Raw genomic sequence first — 14,666 nt, 5'->3', positions numbered from 1 at the left:
AATGGTTTCGAGCGAACAAGCACACTCTGTAGTTATAAGTGATGCGTTCTGCTCAAAAAACCGGCAACGGTCGTTGCCTCAGAACTAACACAGTGGACGCGAGCAACTGAGGACAAGCCCTCGGCCTATTAGTACCGGTCACCTCCACCCATTACTGGGCTTCCAGATCCGGCCTATCAACCCAGTCGTCTACTGGGAGCCTTACCCCATCAAGTGGGTGGGAATACTCATCTCGAAGCAGGCTTCCCGCTTAGATGCTTTCAGCGGTTATCCCTCCCGAACGTAGCCAACCAGCCATGCCCTTGGCAGAACAACTGGCACACCAGAGGTTCGTCCGTCCCGGTCCTCTCGTACTAGGGACAGCCCTTCTCAATATTCCTGCGCGCGCAGCGGATAGGGACCGAACTGTCTCACGACGTTCTAAACCCAGCTCGCGTACCGCTTTAATGGGCGAACAGCCCAACCCTTGGGACCGACTCCAGCCCCAGGATGCGACGAGCCGACATCGAGGTGCCAAACCATCCCGTCGATATGGACTCTTGGGGAAGATCAGCCTGTTATCCCCGGGGTACCTTTTATCCGTTGAGCGACGGCGCTTCCACAAGCCACCGCCGGATCACTAGTCCCGACTTTCGTCCCTGCTCGACCCGTCGGTCTCACAGTCAAGCTCCCTTGTGCACTTACACTCAACACCTGATTGCCAACCAGGCTGAGGGAACCTTTGGGCGCCTCCGTTACTCTTTAGGAGGCAACCGCCCCAGTTAAACTACCCATCAGACACTGTCCCTGATCCGGATCACGGACCCAGGTTAGACATCCAGCACGACCAGACTGGTATTTCAACGACGACTCCACAACCACTGGCGTGGCCGCTTCAAAGTCTCCCAGCTATCCTACACAAGCCGAACCGAACACCAATATCAAACTGTAGTAAAGGTCCCGGGGTCTTTCCGTCCTGCTGCGCGAAACGAGCATCTTTACTCGTAGTGCAATTTCACCGGGCCTATGGTTGAGACAGTCGAGAAGTCGTTACGCCATTCGTGCAGGTCGGAACTTACCCGACAAGGAATTTCGCTACCTTAGGATGGTTATAGTTACCACCGCCGTTTACTGGCGCTTAAGTTCTCAGCTTCGCACGCCCGAAAGCGCACTAACCGGTCCCCTTAACGTTCCAGCACCGGGCAGGCGTCAGTCCGTATACATCGCCTTACGGCTTCGCACGGACCTGTGTTTTTAGTAAACAGTCGCTTCTCGCTGGTCTCTGCGGCCACCCCCAGCTCGGAGAGCAAGTCTCCTCACCAGTGATGGCCCCCTTCTCCCGAAGTTACGGGGGCATTTTGCCGAGTTCCTTAACCATAGTTCACCCGAACGCCTCGGTATTCTCTACCTGACCACCTGAGTCGGTTTAGGGTACGGGCCGCCATGAAACTCGCTAGAGGCTTTTCTCGACAGCATAGGATCATCCACTTCACCACAATCGGCTCGGCATCAGGTCTCAGCCTTAATGAGCGGCGGATTTGCCTACCACTCGGCCTACACCCTTACCCCGGGACAACCACCGCCCGGGATGGACTACCTTCCTGCGTCACCCCATCACTCACCTACTACCACCTTGGTTCGGCGGCTCCACCACTTTCCTTTCCCCGAAGGGTCCGGAACGGCTTCACGGCCTTAGCATTAATGGGTTCGATGTTTGACGCTTCACAGCGGGTACCGGAATATCAACCGGTTATCCATCGACTACGCCTGTCGGCCTCGCCTTAGGTCCCGACTTACCCTGGGCAGATCAGCTTGACCCAGGAACCCTTAGTCAATCGGCGCACACGTTTCTCACGTGTGTATCGCTACTCATGCCTGCATTCTCACTCGTGAACCGTCCACCACTAGCTTCCGCTGCGGCTTCACCCGGCACACGACGCTCCCCTACCCATCCATACAGGCGTTGGCCCTATTGTATGAATGACACGACTTCGGCGGTACGCTTGAGCCCCGCTACATTGTCGGCGCGGAATCACTAGACCAGTGAGCTATTACGCACTCTTTCAAGGGTGGCTGCTTCTAAGCCAACCTCCTGGTTGTCTGTGCGACTCCACATCCTTTCCCACTTAGCGTACGCTTAGGGGCCTTAGTCGATGCTCTGGGCTGTTTCCCTCTCGACCATGGAGCTTATCCCCCACAGTCTCACTGCCGCGCTCTCACTTACCGGCATTCGGAGTTTGGCTAAGGTCAGTAACCCGGTAGGGCCCATCGCCTATCCAGTGCTCTACCTCCGGCAAGAAACACACGACGCTGCACCTAAATGCATTTCGGGGAGAACCAGCTATCACGGAGTTTGATTGGCCTTTCACCCCTAACCACAGGTCATCCCCCAGGTTTTCAACCCTGGTGGGTTCGGTCCTCCACGAAGTCTTACCTCCGCTTCAACCTGCCCATGGCTAGATCACTCCGCTTCGGGTCTTGAGCGCGCTACTATACCGCCCTATTCGGACTCGCTTTCGCTACGGCTTCCCCACACGGGTTAACCTCGCAACACACCGCAAACTCGCAGGCTCATTCTTCAAAAGGCACGCAGTCACGAGATATGTGCAAGCACATATCCGACGCTCCCACGGCTTGTAGGCACACGGTTTCAGGTACTATTTCACTCCGCTCCCGCGGTACTTTTCACCATTCCCTCACGGTACTATCCGCTATCGGTCACCAGGGAATATTTAGGCTTAGCGGGTGGTCCCGCCAGATTCACACGGGATTTCTCGGGCCCCGTGCTACTTGGGTGTCTCTCAAACGAGCCGCTGATGTTTCGACTACGGGGGTCTTACCCTCTACGCCGGACCTTTCGCATGTCCTTCGCCTACATCAACGGTTTCTGACTCGTCTCACAGCCGGCAGACTGTGAAAGAGAGATCCCACAACCCCGTATACGCAACCCCTGCCGGGTCTCACACGCATACGGTTTGGCCTCATCCGGTTTCGCTCGCCACTACTCCCGGAATCACGGTTGTTTTCTCTTCCTGCGGGTACTGAGATGTTTCACTTCCCCGCGTTCCCTCCACATACCCTATGTGTTCAGGTATGGGTGACAGCCCATGACGACTGCCGGGTTTCCCCATTCGGAAACCCCCGGATCAAAGCCTGGTTGACGACTCCCCGGGGACTATCGTGGCCTCCCACGTCCTTCATCGGTTCCTGGTGCCAAGGCATCCACCGTGCGCCCTTAAAAACTTGGCCACAGATGCTCGCGTCCACTGTGCAGTTCTCAAACAACGACCAGCCACCCATCACCCCCAACCAAAGCTGGAGTTCACTGGGGCCGGCATCGAGGGGGTTCATTCCCTCAGACACCCAACAGCGTGCCCGACACCCTCGCCACTCATGATCAGCTTTCCACGCTCCGAAGAGCAGTACTGGCAGCCCGAGATGACTGAAAGTGCCGAATAATCAACGTTCCACCCATGAGCAACCAGCATCGGACATTCGCCGATGTACTGGCCTCTGACCGGGCAAGCCCGGTAAGAAGTGCTCCTTAGAAAGGAGGTGATCCAGCCGCACCTTCCGGTACGGCTACCTTGTTACGACTTCGTCCCAATCGCTGGTCCCACCTTCGACAGCTCCCTCCCACAAGGGGTTGGGCCACCGGCTTCGGGTGTTACCGACTTTCGTGACGTGACGGGCGGTGTGTACAAGGCCCGGGAACGTATTCACCGCAGCAATGCTGATCTGCGATTACTAGCAACTCCGACTTCATGGGGTCGAGTTGCAGACCCCAATCCGAACTGAGACAGGCTTTTTGAGATTCGCTCCACCTCACGGTTTCGCAGCTCATTGTACCTGCCATTGTAGCACGTGTGCAGCCCAAGACATAAGGGGCATGATGACTTGACGTCGTCCCCACCTTCCTCCGAGTTGACCCCGGCGGTCTCCTGTGAGTCCCCATCACCCCGAAGGGCATGCTGGCAACACAGGACAAGGGTTGCGCTCGTTGCGGGACTTAACCCAACATCTCACGACACGAGCTGACGACAGCCATGCACCACCTGTACACCGACCACAAGGGGGGCACTATCTCTAATGCTTTCCGGTGTATGTCAAGCCTTGGTAAGGTTCTTCGCGTTGCGTCGAATTAAGCCACATGCTCCGCTGCTTGTGCGGGCCCCCGTCAATTCCTTTGAGTTTTAGCCTTGCGGCCGTACTCCCCAGGCGGGGAACTTAATGCGTTAGCTGCGGCACCGACGACGTGGAATGTCGCCAACACCTAGTTCCCACCGTTTACGGCGTGGACTACCAGGGTATCTAATCCTGTTCGCTCCCCACGCTTTCGCTCCTCAGCGTCAGTAATGGCCCAGAGATCCGCCTTCGCCACCGGTGTTCCTCCTGATATCTGCGCATTTCACCGCTACACCAGGAATTCCGATCTCCCCTACCACACTCTAGCTAGCCCGTATCGAATGCAGACCCGGGGTTAAGCCCCGGGCTTTCACACCCGACGTGACAAGCCGCCTACGAGCTCTTTACGCCCAATAATTCCGGACAACGCTTGCGCCCTACGTATTACCGCGGCTGCTGGCACGTAGTTAGCCGGCGCTTCTTCTGCAGGTACCGTCACTTTCGCTTCTTCCCTGCTGAAAGAGGTTTACAACCCGAAGGCCGTCATCCCTCACGCGGCGTCGCTGCATCAGGCTTTCGCCCATTGTGCAATATTCCCCACTGCTGCCTCCCGTAGGAGTCTGGGCCGTGTCTCAGTCCCAGTGTGGCCGGTCGCCCTCTCAGGCCGGCTACCCGTCGTCGCCTTGGTGAGCCATTACCTCACCAACAAGCTGATAGGCCGCGGGCTCATCCTTCACCGCCGGAGCTTTCAACCACCACAGATGCCTGCGGTAGTGGTATCCGGTATTAGACCCCGTTTCCAGGGCTTGTCCCAGAGTGAAGGGCAGATTGCCCACGTGTTACTCACCCGTTCGCCACTAATCCCCACCGAAGTGGTTCATCGTTCGACTTGCATGTGTTAAGCACGCCGCCAGCGTTCGTCCTGAGCCAGGATCAAACTCTCCGTGAATGTTTACTCGGCCAGTAAATCAATACAGCCGGTGCGCATACACGAGAGCGGAACCACCGGAGGAATAATCCGATGGTTCACAGCGTCCTCGCTGTATGTTTCTTCAAAGGAACCTCGCCCCAACCGAAACCGGTCGGAGACGGGGTATCAACTAAATCTGGCGTTGATTTTTGGCACGCTGTTGAGTTCTCAAGGAACGGACGCTTCCTTTGTACTCACCCGAGAGACTCTCTCAGGCTTTCCTCCGGGCTTTTTCCCTTCGGTCTTGCGTTTCCGACTCTATCAGACCCTTTCGGCGTCCGATTCCCTGTCGGCGGGATTTGCCGAAGGCTTCTGGCTTTCGCCTGTCGGCCTTTCGACATTCACTACGTTAGCCGATCCTCTCGCTAACTCATAATCAAGTTCCACGAGTTCGAATTCGAGCATGCGCGCACGCCGAATTCACCCTCGCTCGGAGGATGTCGTAGGTAGTGGTTTGGCCACTTCCGGCTGCTGGCGATCGCCGTACCCGGTTCAAGCGGCTCGGGCTACATTACGCACCGCACAACGGCGCGTCAACTTGAACGACGCCTCGGCGTATGCGCCCGATAAGGGCTCACCGTGGGGTCGTTGGCGATCCAGAAGCGCCAGGGGTGGACGCCCCCCTCACCCGAGACTCCCGTGCGGGGACCGTTGCGTACCTGGTGGGAGGGGACCGGGGTGCCGGTCAGGACCCTCAGGGGTGTCTCGGCGGAGGTGCACGCGTCCGTGCCGTCGAGGGACCGGTCCACGCCGAGGGCCGTGGCCAGACGGGCGGGCCCTTTGGCCAGTTCCTTGTCATTTCGGGCCGAGAGTCGACGTTTACGCGCGAGCTCCGCCCCTTCAATGACCTCGCCGGCGCGGAGCAGGACCGCGCTCGCCCGGCCGTCCGGGCCGCACACCAGGTTCATGCAGAACCACATGCCGTAAGTGAAGTAGACGTACACATGCCCGGGCGGACCGAACATCACGCCGTTGCGGGCCGTGCGGCCGCGATAGGCGTGGGAGCCCGGGTCGCTCTGGCCGTCGTACGCCTCGACCTCCGTGAGGCGGAGGGCGATCGGACCGTCCGGGGTGGTGCGTACGAGGATGCGGCCCAGGAGGTCGGGGGCGACCTCCAGTACGGGGCGGTCGAAGAACTCGCGTGGGAGGGGCGTACGGTCGGGGGTCGCGATCATGCCGTCCGAGGGTAGTGCAGACGGGTGGTCGCGACGGGGTGGTCAGGGGGCGTTCGCCTTGCAAGGGTGAGGGCGCGGAACCGGCCACGGCCGGATGGCGTTTGTATGGATCAAGGGTCCACGCGTTACCCGCACATACAGCAGGACGACGTAAGAGGGAGAGTCATGGCGTTCAAGAAGCTGCTCGCGAGCCTGGGTGCCGGCGGTGCTTCGGTCGAGACGGTGCTGACCGAGGTCAACGTCGTGCCGGGTGGTGTCGTCCAGGGTGAGGTGCGGATCCAGGGCGGGTCCGTCAACCAGGAGATCGAGGGGCTGTCGGTCGGTCTTCAGGCCAAGGTCGAGGTCGAGAGCGGCGACGAGGAGTACAAGCAGAACATCGAGTTCACCAAGGTGCGGCTCGGTGGTGCCTTCGAGCTGCAGGCCGGTGCGGTGCACGCGGTGCCGTTCGGGCTCGAGATCCCGTGGGAGACGCCGATCACGATGATCGACGGTCAGGCGCTGCGTGGAATGAACATCGGTGTGACGACCGAGCTGGCGATCGCGCGTGCCGTGGACTCCGGTGACCTGGACCCGATCAACGTGCACCCGCTGCCGGCGCAGAAGGCTCTCCTGGACGCCTTCATCCAGCTGGGCTTCCGCTTCAAGAACGCGGACATGGAGCGCGGTCACATCCGCGGTACGCGGCAGAAGCTGCCGTTCTACCAGGAGATCGAGTTCTTCCCGCCGCAGCAGTACCGGGGGCTGAACCAGGTCGAGCTGAGCTTCGTGGCCGATCAGAGCGCCATGGACGTCGTCCTGGAGATGGACAAGAAGCCGGGGCTGTTCAGCGAGGGCAGCGACACCTTCCGTTCCTTCCAGATGGGGCTCAACGACTACCAGGGCACCGACTGGGCGGCGTACCTCAACCAGTGGCTGTCCGAGGTCGGCAGCAAGCGCAACTGGTTCTAGGCTCGGAACTGCTGATTCCGGCAATCGATCAGGAGGTACCGAGGTGACCGAGCTCAAGCGGCGGCCTCTCCCCCATGACTTCCACCCGCCCGTCCCGTCGTTCACGGTGACGAGCGAGGACATCGAGGAAGGGGCGACGCTCAAGGACGCTCAGGTCTACGCGGCCGGCAACACCTCACCGCAGCTGCGGTGGGAGGGCTTCCCGGACGGGACCAAGAGCTTCGCCGTGACCTGTTACGACCCCGACGCCCCTACGGGCAGCGGGTTCTGGCACTGGGTCGTGTTCGACATCCCCGTCTCGGTGACCGAGCTGCCGGTGGGCGCGGGCAGCGGGAAGTTCGAGGGGCTGCCGGAGGGTGCCGTACAGGCGCGCAACGACTACGGCGGCAAGGAGTTCGGTGGGGCCGCGCCGCCGCCCGGCGACGGGCCGCACCGCTACGTCTTCACGGTGTACGCGGTGGACCAGGAGAAGCTCGGCCCGGATGCCGACGCCTCTCCCGCCGTCGTGGGCTTCAATCTGCGGTTCCACGCGATCGCCCGCGCTCAGCTGATCGGTGAGTACGAGAACCCCGAACAGAGCTGAACGATCCGAGCGTTCATGGAACGTTTGCCCGTCCCTGGTCTTGGAAGTGATCAGGGGCGGGCACTTTTATTTCGTTGTCCATCTCGGCGTGCCCGGCCAGAGTTGATCCCAGCCCGCCACGGCGGTGGGCCGGTGCACTGAGGAGGTGGGCTGGATGCGGGACACGCTGGTACTGAACGCGAGCTTCGAGCCGCTGTCGACCGTGACATTGAACCGAGCCGTCGTTCTGGTGCTACAGGACAAGGCCGTGGTCGAGCAGTCCCATCCCGAGCTGCGGATGCGCGGAGCCGCGGTCGACATACCGGCGCCCCGGGTGATCCGGCTGTGCAGGTACGTGAGGGTGCCGTTCCGAAGACAAGCTCCCTGGTCGAGGCGGGGTGTGCTGATCAGGGACCGGCACCGGTGCGCGTACTGCGGGCGCAGGGCGACGACGGTGGACCACGTGGTGCCGCGGGCGCAGGGTGGCCAGGACTCGTGGCTGAACACGGTGGCCTCGTGCGCGGAGGACAATCACCGTAAGGCCGCCCGGACTCCGGAGCAGGCGGGGATGCCGTTGCTCAGGCAGCCGTTCGAGCCGACGCCGGCCGATGCGATGCTGCTGTCGCTGGGGGCCGACGACTTCCAGGCGCTGCCTGAGTGGTTGGCTCTGGACGCCGCGTAACGCCGTTGCCCACAAAGACTTGGGGCTCGCCTTCCTCAGGAAGGCGAGCCCCGTCGTCGTTTCACCGGTCTCAGTCGATCGGCGGCTTTTCCCTGCGTTCCGCTCCGCCGTTGCCCGTTGAGCCGCCGCCTCCCGAACCTCCGCCCAGGGAGCCGAAGTTGCCCATGGCGCCGGACAGGCCCTTGAGGGCGTCGCCGATCTCGCTGGGGACGATCCAGAGCTTGTTGGCGTCGCCTTCGGCGATCTTGGGGAGCATCTGGAGGTACTGGTAGCTCAGCAGCTTCTGGTCGGGGTCGCCCGCGTGGATCGCCTCGAAGACCGTACGGACGGCCTGGGCCTCGCCTTCCGCGCGCAGGGCCGCGGCCTTGGCCTCACCCTCGGCGCGCAGGATCTGGGACTGCTTCTCGCCCTCGGCGGTGAGGATGGCCGCCTGGCGCGTGCCTTCCGCCGTGAGGATCGCGGCGCGCTTGTCACGGTCGGCGCGCATCTGCTTCTCCATCGAGTCCTGGATGGAGGTGGGCGGCTCAATTGCCTTGAGCTCGACGCGGTTTACGCGGATGCCCCACTTGCCCGTCGCCTCGTCGAGGACGCCGCGCAGGGCCGCGTTGATCTCCTCGCGGGAGGTCAGGGTCCGCTCCAGGTCCATGCCACCGATGATGTTGCGGAGGGTGGTGACCGTCAGCTGTTCAATTGCCTGGATGTAGCTGGCGACTTCGTAGGTGGCGGCCCGCGCGTCCGTCACCTGGTAGTAGATGACCGTGTCGATGTTCACGACCAGGTTGTCCTGGGTGATCACGGGCTGGGGCGGGAACGGGACGACCTGTTCCCGCAGGTCGATGCGGTTGCGGATGGTGTCGATGAACGGGACGACGATGTTGAGGCCCGCGTTGAGTGTCCGCGTGTAACGGCCGAAGCGCTCGACGATGGCGGCGCTGGCCTGTGGGATGACTTGGATGGTCTTGATCAGGGCGATGAAGACCAACACCACCAGGATGATCAAAACGATGATGACCGGTTCCATCGTCGCTTCCCCGTACCCTTCTCCGCCTCGGTGCTTTCGGAAGATCTTATGGTTGTTGAAGATCTTGCTGGTCGAGTCTGTCAGACCGTCGAGCAACTCGGGGGCTGTTCGGTTCAGTTGAGTCGTACGAGGTCAGATGACGATCGCGGTCGCTCCCTCGATCTCCACGACGTCCACTTCTTGTCCTACTTCGTAGGCGCTGCCCGCGTCGAGAGCGCGGGCCGACCAGACCTCTCCGGCGAGCTTGATCCGGCCGCCGGAGCCGTCGACGCGTTCCAGTACGACGGCTTGTTTCCCCTTCAACGCCTCGACCCCGGAGACCAGTTGGGGCCGTTGTGCGCTGTGCCGGGCGGCGATGGGCCGTACGACGCCGATGAGGGCGACCGAGACGATGACGAAGGCGAGTACCTGCACGACGACGCCGAAGCCGAGGCCCGCGAGGATCGCGCCGGCGACGGCGCCCACCGCGAGCATGCCGAACTCCGGCATCGCCGTCACCACGAGGGGGATTCCGAGTGCGGCCGCGCCGATGAGCCACCACACCCATGCGTCGATGTCGTTCACATGGTCATGGTAGGACCGCGGGTCCTGCGCGGACAGGGCGCGAGGCGCGTCAGGCCATCGGCAGGCCCTGCGCCGTCCAGCGCTCGCCGACCTGCTCGACGACGAGCGGAAGGCCGAAGCAGAGCGAGAGGTTGCGGGAGGTGAGTTCGAGCTCCAGCGGACCCGCGGCCAGGACCTTGCCCTGACGGATCATCAGGACGTGGGTGAAGCCGGGGGCGATCTCCTCGACGTGGTGGGTGACCATCAGCATCGAGGGGGCGATCGGGTCGCGGGCGAGCCGGCCGAGTCGGCGTACGAGGTCCTCGCGGCCGCCGAGGTCGAGGCCGGCGGCGGGCTCGTCGAGGAGGAGGAGCTCGGGGTCGGTCATCAGGGCGCGGGCGATGAGGGTGCGCTTGCGCTCGCCCTCGGAGAGGGTGCCGAACTTGCGGTCCAGGTAGTCGCTCATGCCGAGGCGGTCGAGGAAGGCGCGGGCGCGCTGCTCGTCGATCTCGTCGTACTCCTCCTGCCAGCCGGCCGTCATGCCGTACGCGGCGGTCAGCACGGTTTGCAGGACGGTCTGGCGCTTGGGGAGCTTGTCGGCCATGGCGATGCCGGCCACGCCGATGCGGGGGCGCAGTTCGAAGACGTCGGTGCCGGGCTTGCCGAGGGTCTCGCCGAGGATGGTGGCGGTGCCCTGGCTGGGGTAGAGGTAGCTGGACGCGACGTTCAGGAGGGTGGTCTTGCCGGCGCCGTTGGGGCCGAGGATGACCCAGCGCTCGCCCTCCTTGACCGACCAGGAGACCTGGTCCACCAGAGCCCGGCCCTCACGGACCACGGATACGTCCTGAAGCTCCAGAACATCGCTCATGAGCGCGTTGTCTCCCCTTGCAGTGTGACCGGTCTCGGCGTCTCGGCTGTCGCGTGCGCGCATTTTCGGGCGCAGCCTTCAAGGAAATCTACGCCACCGGTCGGGCGGTCCATTCCATCGGTCCGGTCCTTAGGGTGGAGGCATGCTTTCGGAATCACGCGCTGGACGCCTCGCCGCTTGGGGAAACGCCCTTTTGGCCGGACTTGTGTCGCCTGACGACGCCGTGCTCGCCGCTGTCGGGGACGACGCGGTCCATCGGGTGGAGGGCTTGCCGGGTGAGTCGGGTCCGGTCGGGCTGACGCTCGCGCTGGGGCGGTTGCGGGTGCTCGGGGTGACCGGACTGCGGGTGGCGCTGCCGGCGCCGGGGCATCCGCTGGGGCTGAGCGGGCCGCCGGAGTTCAACGCGCGGGCGTTGGAGGCGGAGGAGGCGGTGATCTGTCACGGGGCCGCGCTCGGTCTGGTGCCGGAGGTGTACGAGGCCGGGCCCGAGGGTGATGTGCATGTCGAGGTGGTGTGGCATGTGCTGCCCGTGCGGGAGGCACCGCCCGCCGATGTGCCCTCTCTCGGCGAGGCCGAGCGGGAGCTGGCGGAGGCCCTGCGGGAGGCGACCGAGGTGTTGACGCGGCTGGATGTGGCCGGGTCGGGGCCGGTGGCGGAGGCGGCGATCGACGCGTACCGGGCGCGGGCCGAGCGGGGGCGGGAGGTGTTGGCGCCGGGGTATCCGCCGCGGGCGGTGCGGGTGCTGGAGCTGGCGCAGCGGGTGGGGTTGTTGATCTCCGTGGCGTATGCGAACGGGCATGGGGGTGCGGTGACGGCCGGGGAGATGGGGGCGCGGGCGGAGGCGCTTCGTCCGGTGGAGCGGACCGCTCGCCGGGCGCAGGTCGCGGCGTACAACGCGTATGTGGAGGAGCGGGAGCGGGGGGTGCGCTGAGCGGGGATCTCACTTGCCCGCGTTGGCAGGGCGCCACTGCCCGCAGCCAGGTACGGCGACATGGTGGCTGACGCCGGCCGGACCCACCTGAGGGGCGCGGGGAACTGCGCGACCAGCCCCCACCGGCCGGCAGCCGAACGACCCACAACCCACCCCCCTCCTCCACACAGACCAAGGGCCCCTCAAGTCGCCCTGGACTTGAGAGGCCCCACCGGCTCAGACCCGATGTCAGTCGTTCGCGCCGGAGTTGCCGAAGGCCGGGTTCAGGCCGGCGATGCCGTTGACCGTGTTGCCGACGACGTTGACGGGGACGTGGACGGGGACCTGGACCAGGTTGCCCGAGCCGACGCCCGGCGACTTCACGGCCGCGCCGTCGGCACCCGCGTCGGCGACAGCGGCACCGGCGGCGGCACCCGTGGCGATACCGGCGACGGTGAGGGCCACGGCAGCCTTCTTGGCGATGTTCATGAGAAGCGTTCCTCCTGCGTTTGCGTGTCCGACCCGGCCGCGGGTCGTGCCTGGTCAACGCGGAGGCGAACGCGAACGGTACGGGAGCCCGACGGCAACGGCCCGTTCGGATCATTGGCCCTACAAACGGACCGGCCTCCCGGGAGCGCCCGGGAGGCCGGAGGTCACTGTCCCCCCTAGGAGGAGGTCAGTGGTTCACGCCGAGGTTGCCGAACGCGGGGTTGAGGATGCCCACGACGTTCACGCTGTTGCCGACCGCGTTGACCGGGATGTGGATCGGGGCCTGGACGAGGTTGCCCGAGGCGACGCCCGGCGAACCCACGGCCTTGCCGTCGGCGTGCGCGTCGGTGGCGGAGGCCATCCCGGCACCGGCGGCGATCAGTCCGCCGGCCACCATCGTCACGGCCGCTGCCTTCTTCAGGTTCTTCACTTCTGAGCCCTCCTGGTGATCGCCGCGGCAGTCGCCGCAGCACGCACTGGAGAACGGTGGAGATCGACGAAGGATGCGCCGTCCGGGTGACATTCCCACGACGGTATGAATCTCACTCCGGAGCGGAACCCTCCGTATTGCCGCCCGCCAGGGGATCAACCGGCCACTCCATGACGTACCGCCCAGAGCGCGGCCTGAGTGCGGTCCGCCAGGTCGAGTTTCATCAGGATGTTCGAGACATGGGTCTTGACCGTCTTCTCGGAGAGGACGAGGGCGCGGGCGATCTCGCGGTTGGAGCGGCCGTCGGCGATCAGGCCGAGCACCTCGCGCTCCCGTTCCGTGAGCGAGCCCGCTCTGCCCTGTCCGGAGTTGGCCTCCTCCTGGGAGAGCAGGGCGCCCGCGACCTCGGGCTGGAGCAGGATGTGGCCGGCGTGGACGGAGCGGATGGCGCCGGCGAGGGCGTCGGGATCGACGTCCTTGTAGACGTATCCGGCGGCTCCGGCGCGCAGGGCCGGGATCACTGTGCGCTGCTCGGTGAAGCTGGTGACGATGAGCACGCGCGCGGGGTTGTTCAGTTCGCGGAGCCTGCGCAGCGCCTCGACGCCGTCCATGCCCGGCATCTTGACGTCCATGAGGACGACGTCGGGCTTGAGTTCCTCGGCGCGGGCGACGCCCTCGGCGCCGTCCGCGGCCTCGCCGACGACCTCTATGTCGTCCTGTACTTCGAGGAAGGTGCGCAGTCCGCGGCGGACCACCTGGTGGTCGTCGACGAGCAGCACCTTGATTGCGTCAGCCACCAGGGACCTCCATCTCGATCGTGGTGCCCTTGCCGGGCGCCGATTCCACGGTCAGTGCGCCGCCGACCCCGCTCGCCCGGTCCCGCATGGAGACGAGGCCGAGGTGGCGTCCCGCGCGGCGGGTCGTCTTCGGGTCGAAGCCGCCGCCGTCGTCGGTGACGCTCAGGACTGCTCCGCTGCCGCGGCGGGCCAGGGTCACGTCGACGTGGTCGGCTCCGGAGTGCCGCAGGGCGTTGTGCAGGGCCTCCTGGGCGACGCGCAGGAGGGCCTCCTCCTGGGAGGCGGGCAGGGCGCGCACTCCGCAGCTGTCGAAGGTCACGCGCGCGGTGTGGGCGCGGTCGAGGACCTGGATCTGGGTGCGGAGGGTGGCGACGAGGCCGTCCTCGTCGAGGGCGGCGGGGCGCAGTTCGACGACGGCGGCGCGCAGCTCGTCGGCGGCCTCGGCGGCGAGTACGGCCACTTGTTGCAGCTCGCCCTTGGCGCGGGAGGGGTCGCGGTCGACGAGTGCAGCGGCGGCCTGGGCGGTCAGGCGCAGGGAGAACAGCTTCTGGGCGACCGCGTCGTGCAGTTCGTGGGCCAGCCGGGAGCGTTCCTCGGCGATGGTCAGTTCGCGGCTGCGTTCGTACAGGCGGGCGTTGGTGAGGGCGATCGCGGCGTGCTGGGCGAGGATGGAGAGCAGTTCTTCGTCCTCGGCGGTGAAGCCGCAGCTGCCGTCCGGCTTGGGGCAGTTCTTATTGGCTAGGAAGAGTGCGCCGATGACGTCGTCGCCGTCGCGGATCGGCAGTCCCAGGAAGTCGGACATGTCGGGGTGGGCGGAGGGCCAGCCCTCGAAGCGGGGGTCCTTGCGCACGTCGGCGAGGCGCTCGACCTTGGCCTCCTGGAGCATCGCGGCGAGGATTCCGTGCTGCCTGGGGAGCGGGCCGATGGCCTTCCACTGCTGGTCGCTGACGCCGTCGACGACGAACTGGGCGAAGCCTCCGTGGTCGTCGGGGACGCCGAGGGCGGCGTACTGCGCGTCGAGCAGCTCGCGGGCCGAGGCGACGATCGTCTTGAGGACGTCGCGCACCTCCAGATGCCTGCTCATGGCCAGCAACGCGGCGCTCACCGCGGCCAGACCGGACCTGGGGCCTTGACTCATGCCCTCACGGTACCGGCGGGGTGTGACAG

General features: G+C 64.5%; 11 protein-coding genes, 2 rRNA genes and 1 pseudogene. 4 read left to right on the top strand and 10 right to left on the bottom strand.

Features of this window, described 5'->3' with window-relative positions:
• Window positions 1-108: 108 nt before the first annotated feature.
• The 3 genes from OG866_RS34200 to OG866_RS34190 form a co-directional block, all read right to left on the bottom strand.
• Window positions 109-3,228 (bottom strand): 23S ribosomal RNA (locus OG866_RS34200).
• 299 nt (window positions 3,229-3,527) lie between these two features.
• A 16S ribosomal RNA gene (locus OG866_RS34195) occupies window positions 3,528-5,053 on the bottom strand.
• The 16S and 23S rRNA genes sit together here, the layout of an rRNA operon.
• 554 nt (window positions 5,054-5,607) lie before the next feature.
• Window positions 5,608-6,249, bottom strand: coding sequence for a DNA-3-methyladenine glycosylase (locus tag OG866_RS34190; RefSeq protein ID WP_329340779.1), 642 nt, complete (start codon window positions 6,247-6,249; stop codon window positions 5,608-5,610).
• 165 nt (window positions 6,250-6,414) lie between these two features.
• On the opposite strand from OG866_RS34190, the gene OG866_RS34185 reads away from it, so the two are divergent.
• The 3 genes from OG866_RS34185 (at window position 6,415) to OG866_RS34175 (ending at window position 8,441) form a co-directional block, all read left to right on the top strand.
• Window positions 6,415-7,197: a sporulation protein gene (locus OG866_RS34185; protein WP_329340777.1), complete on the top strand. Its 783-nt coding sequence runs from the start codon at window positions 6,415-6,417 to the stop codon at window positions 7,195-7,197.
• Window positions 7,198-7,240: 43 nt separating this feature from the next.
• A complete protein-coding gene (locus tag OG866_RS34180; protein ID WP_329340776.1) occupies window positions 7,241-7,780 on the top strand; it encodes a YbhB/YbcL family Raf kinase inhibitor-like protein in 540 nt (179 codons plus the stop codon).
• A gap of 154 nt (window positions 7,781-7,934) precedes the next feature.
• Window positions 7,935-8,441: an HNH endonuclease gene (locus OG866_RS34175; RefSeq protein WP_329340775.1), complete on the top strand. Its 507-nt coding sequence runs from the start codon at window positions 7,935-7,937 to the stop codon at window positions 8,439-8,441.
• 70 nt (window positions 8,442-8,511) lie between these two features.
• Here OG866_RS34175 and OG866_RS34170 read toward each other — a convergent pair whose 3' ends face one another.
• From OG866_RS34170 to OG866_RS34160, 3 genes and pseudogenes are all read right to left on the bottom strand, one after another.
• Complete coding sequence (locus OG866_RS34170; protein WP_329340773.1) at window positions 8,512-9,462, bottom strand: SPFH domain-containing protein; 951 nt, start codon at window positions 9,460-9,462, stop codon at window positions 8,512-8,514.
• A gap of 132 nt (window positions 9,463-9,594) precedes the next feature.
• A complete protein-coding gene (locus tag OG866_RS34165; protein ID WP_329340772.1) occupies window positions 9,595-10,026 on the bottom strand; it encodes an NfeD family protein in 432 nt (143 codons plus the stop codon).
• A 316-nt stretch (window positions 10,027-10,342) separates the two neighbouring features.
• A pseudogene (locus tag OG866_RS34160) lies at window positions 10,343-10,873 on the bottom strand (ABC transporter ATP-binding protein); the annotation flags it as partial.
• A 142-nt stretch (window positions 10,874-11,015) separates the two neighbouring features.
• Between OG866_RS34160 and OG866_RS34155 the strand changes: the two are divergent.
• On the top strand, window positions 11,016-11,804 hold the full coding sequence (locus tag OG866_RS34155) for a hypothetical protein (RefSeq protein WP_329340768.1): 789 nt from the start codon (window positions 11,016-11,018) through the stop codon (window positions 11,802-11,804).
• A 228-nt stretch (window positions 11,805-12,032) separates the two neighbouring features.
• Here the strand turns inward: OG866_RS34155 and OG866_RS34150 are convergent, their stop codons facing one another.
• The 4 genes from OG866_RS34150 to OG866_RS34135 all read right to left on the bottom strand — a co-directional run bounded on the left by OG866_RS34150 (window position 12,033) and on the right by OG866_RS34135 (window position 14,637).
• On the bottom strand, window positions 12,033-12,272 hold the full coding sequence (locus OG866_RS34150; protein ID WP_059197194.1) for a chaplin family protein: 240 nt from the start codon (window positions 12,270-12,272) through the stop codon (window positions 12,033-12,035).
• Between the two features lie 187 nt (window positions 12,273-12,459).
• The gene (gene chpE / locus OG866_RS34145; protein ID WP_059197195.1) at window positions 12,460-12,702 is read right to left on the bottom strand and encodes a chaplin ChpE; all 243 of its coding nucleotides are present in this window, start codon (window positions 12,700-12,702) and stop codon (window positions 12,460-12,462) included.
• A 155-nt stretch (window positions 12,703-12,857) separates the two neighbouring features.
• On the bottom strand, window positions 12,858-13,499 hold the full coding sequence (locus tag OG866_RS34140) for a response regulator transcription factor (protein ID WP_329340763.1): 642 nt from the start codon (window positions 13,497-13,499) through the stop codon (window positions 12,858-12,860).
• Entirely contained in the window at window positions 13,492-14,637 is a 1,146-nt protein-coding gene (locus tag OG866_RS34135) for a GAF domain-containing sensor histidine kinase (RefSeq protein WP_329340761.1), read from the bottom strand. Before OG866_RS34135 ends, OG866_RS34140 begins: the two co-directional genes overlap by 8 nt.
• Window positions 14,638-14,666 lie beyond the last annotated feature (29 nt).

This window comes from Streptomyces sp. NBC_00663, assembly GCF_036226885.1.
Taxonomy (GTDB): Bacteria; Actinomycetota; Actinomycetes; order Streptomycetales; family Streptomycetaceae; genus Streptomyces.
This window is presented reverse-complemented; position numbering and strand designations above follow the sequence as displayed.

Excerpts from the sequence above, each read along its gene's own strand:
- OG866_RS34190 (WP_329340779.1), bottom strand. The coding sequence starts at position 6,249 with ATGATCGCGACCCCCGACCGTACGCCCCTCCCACGCGAGTTCTTCGAC.
- OG866_RS34150 (WP_059197194.1), bottom strand. The coding sequence starts at position 12,272 with ATGAACATCGCCAAGAAGGCTGCCGTGGCCCTCACCGTCGCCGGTATC.
- OG866_RS34170 (WP_329340773.1), bottom strand. The coding sequence starts at position 9,462 with ATGGAACCGGTCATCATCGTTTTGATCATCCTGGTGGTGTTGGTCTTC.
- OG866_RS34185 (WP_329340777.1), top strand. The coding sequence starts at position 6,415 with ATGGCGTTCAAGAAGCTGCTCGCGAGCCTGGGTGCCGGCGGTGCTTCG.
- OG866_RS34175 (WP_329340775.1), top strand. The coding sequence starts at position 7,935 with ATGCGGGACACGCTGGTACTGAACGCGAGCTTCGAGCCGCTGTCGACC.
- OG866_RS34135 (WP_329340761.1), bottom strand. The coding sequence starts at position 14,637 with ATGAGTCAAGGCCCCAGGTCCGGTCTGGCCGCGGTGAGCGCCGCGTTG.
- OG866_RS34155 (WP_329340768.1), top strand. The coding sequence starts at position 11,016 with ATGCTTTCGGAATCACGCGCTGGACGCCTCGCCGCTTGGGGAAACGCC.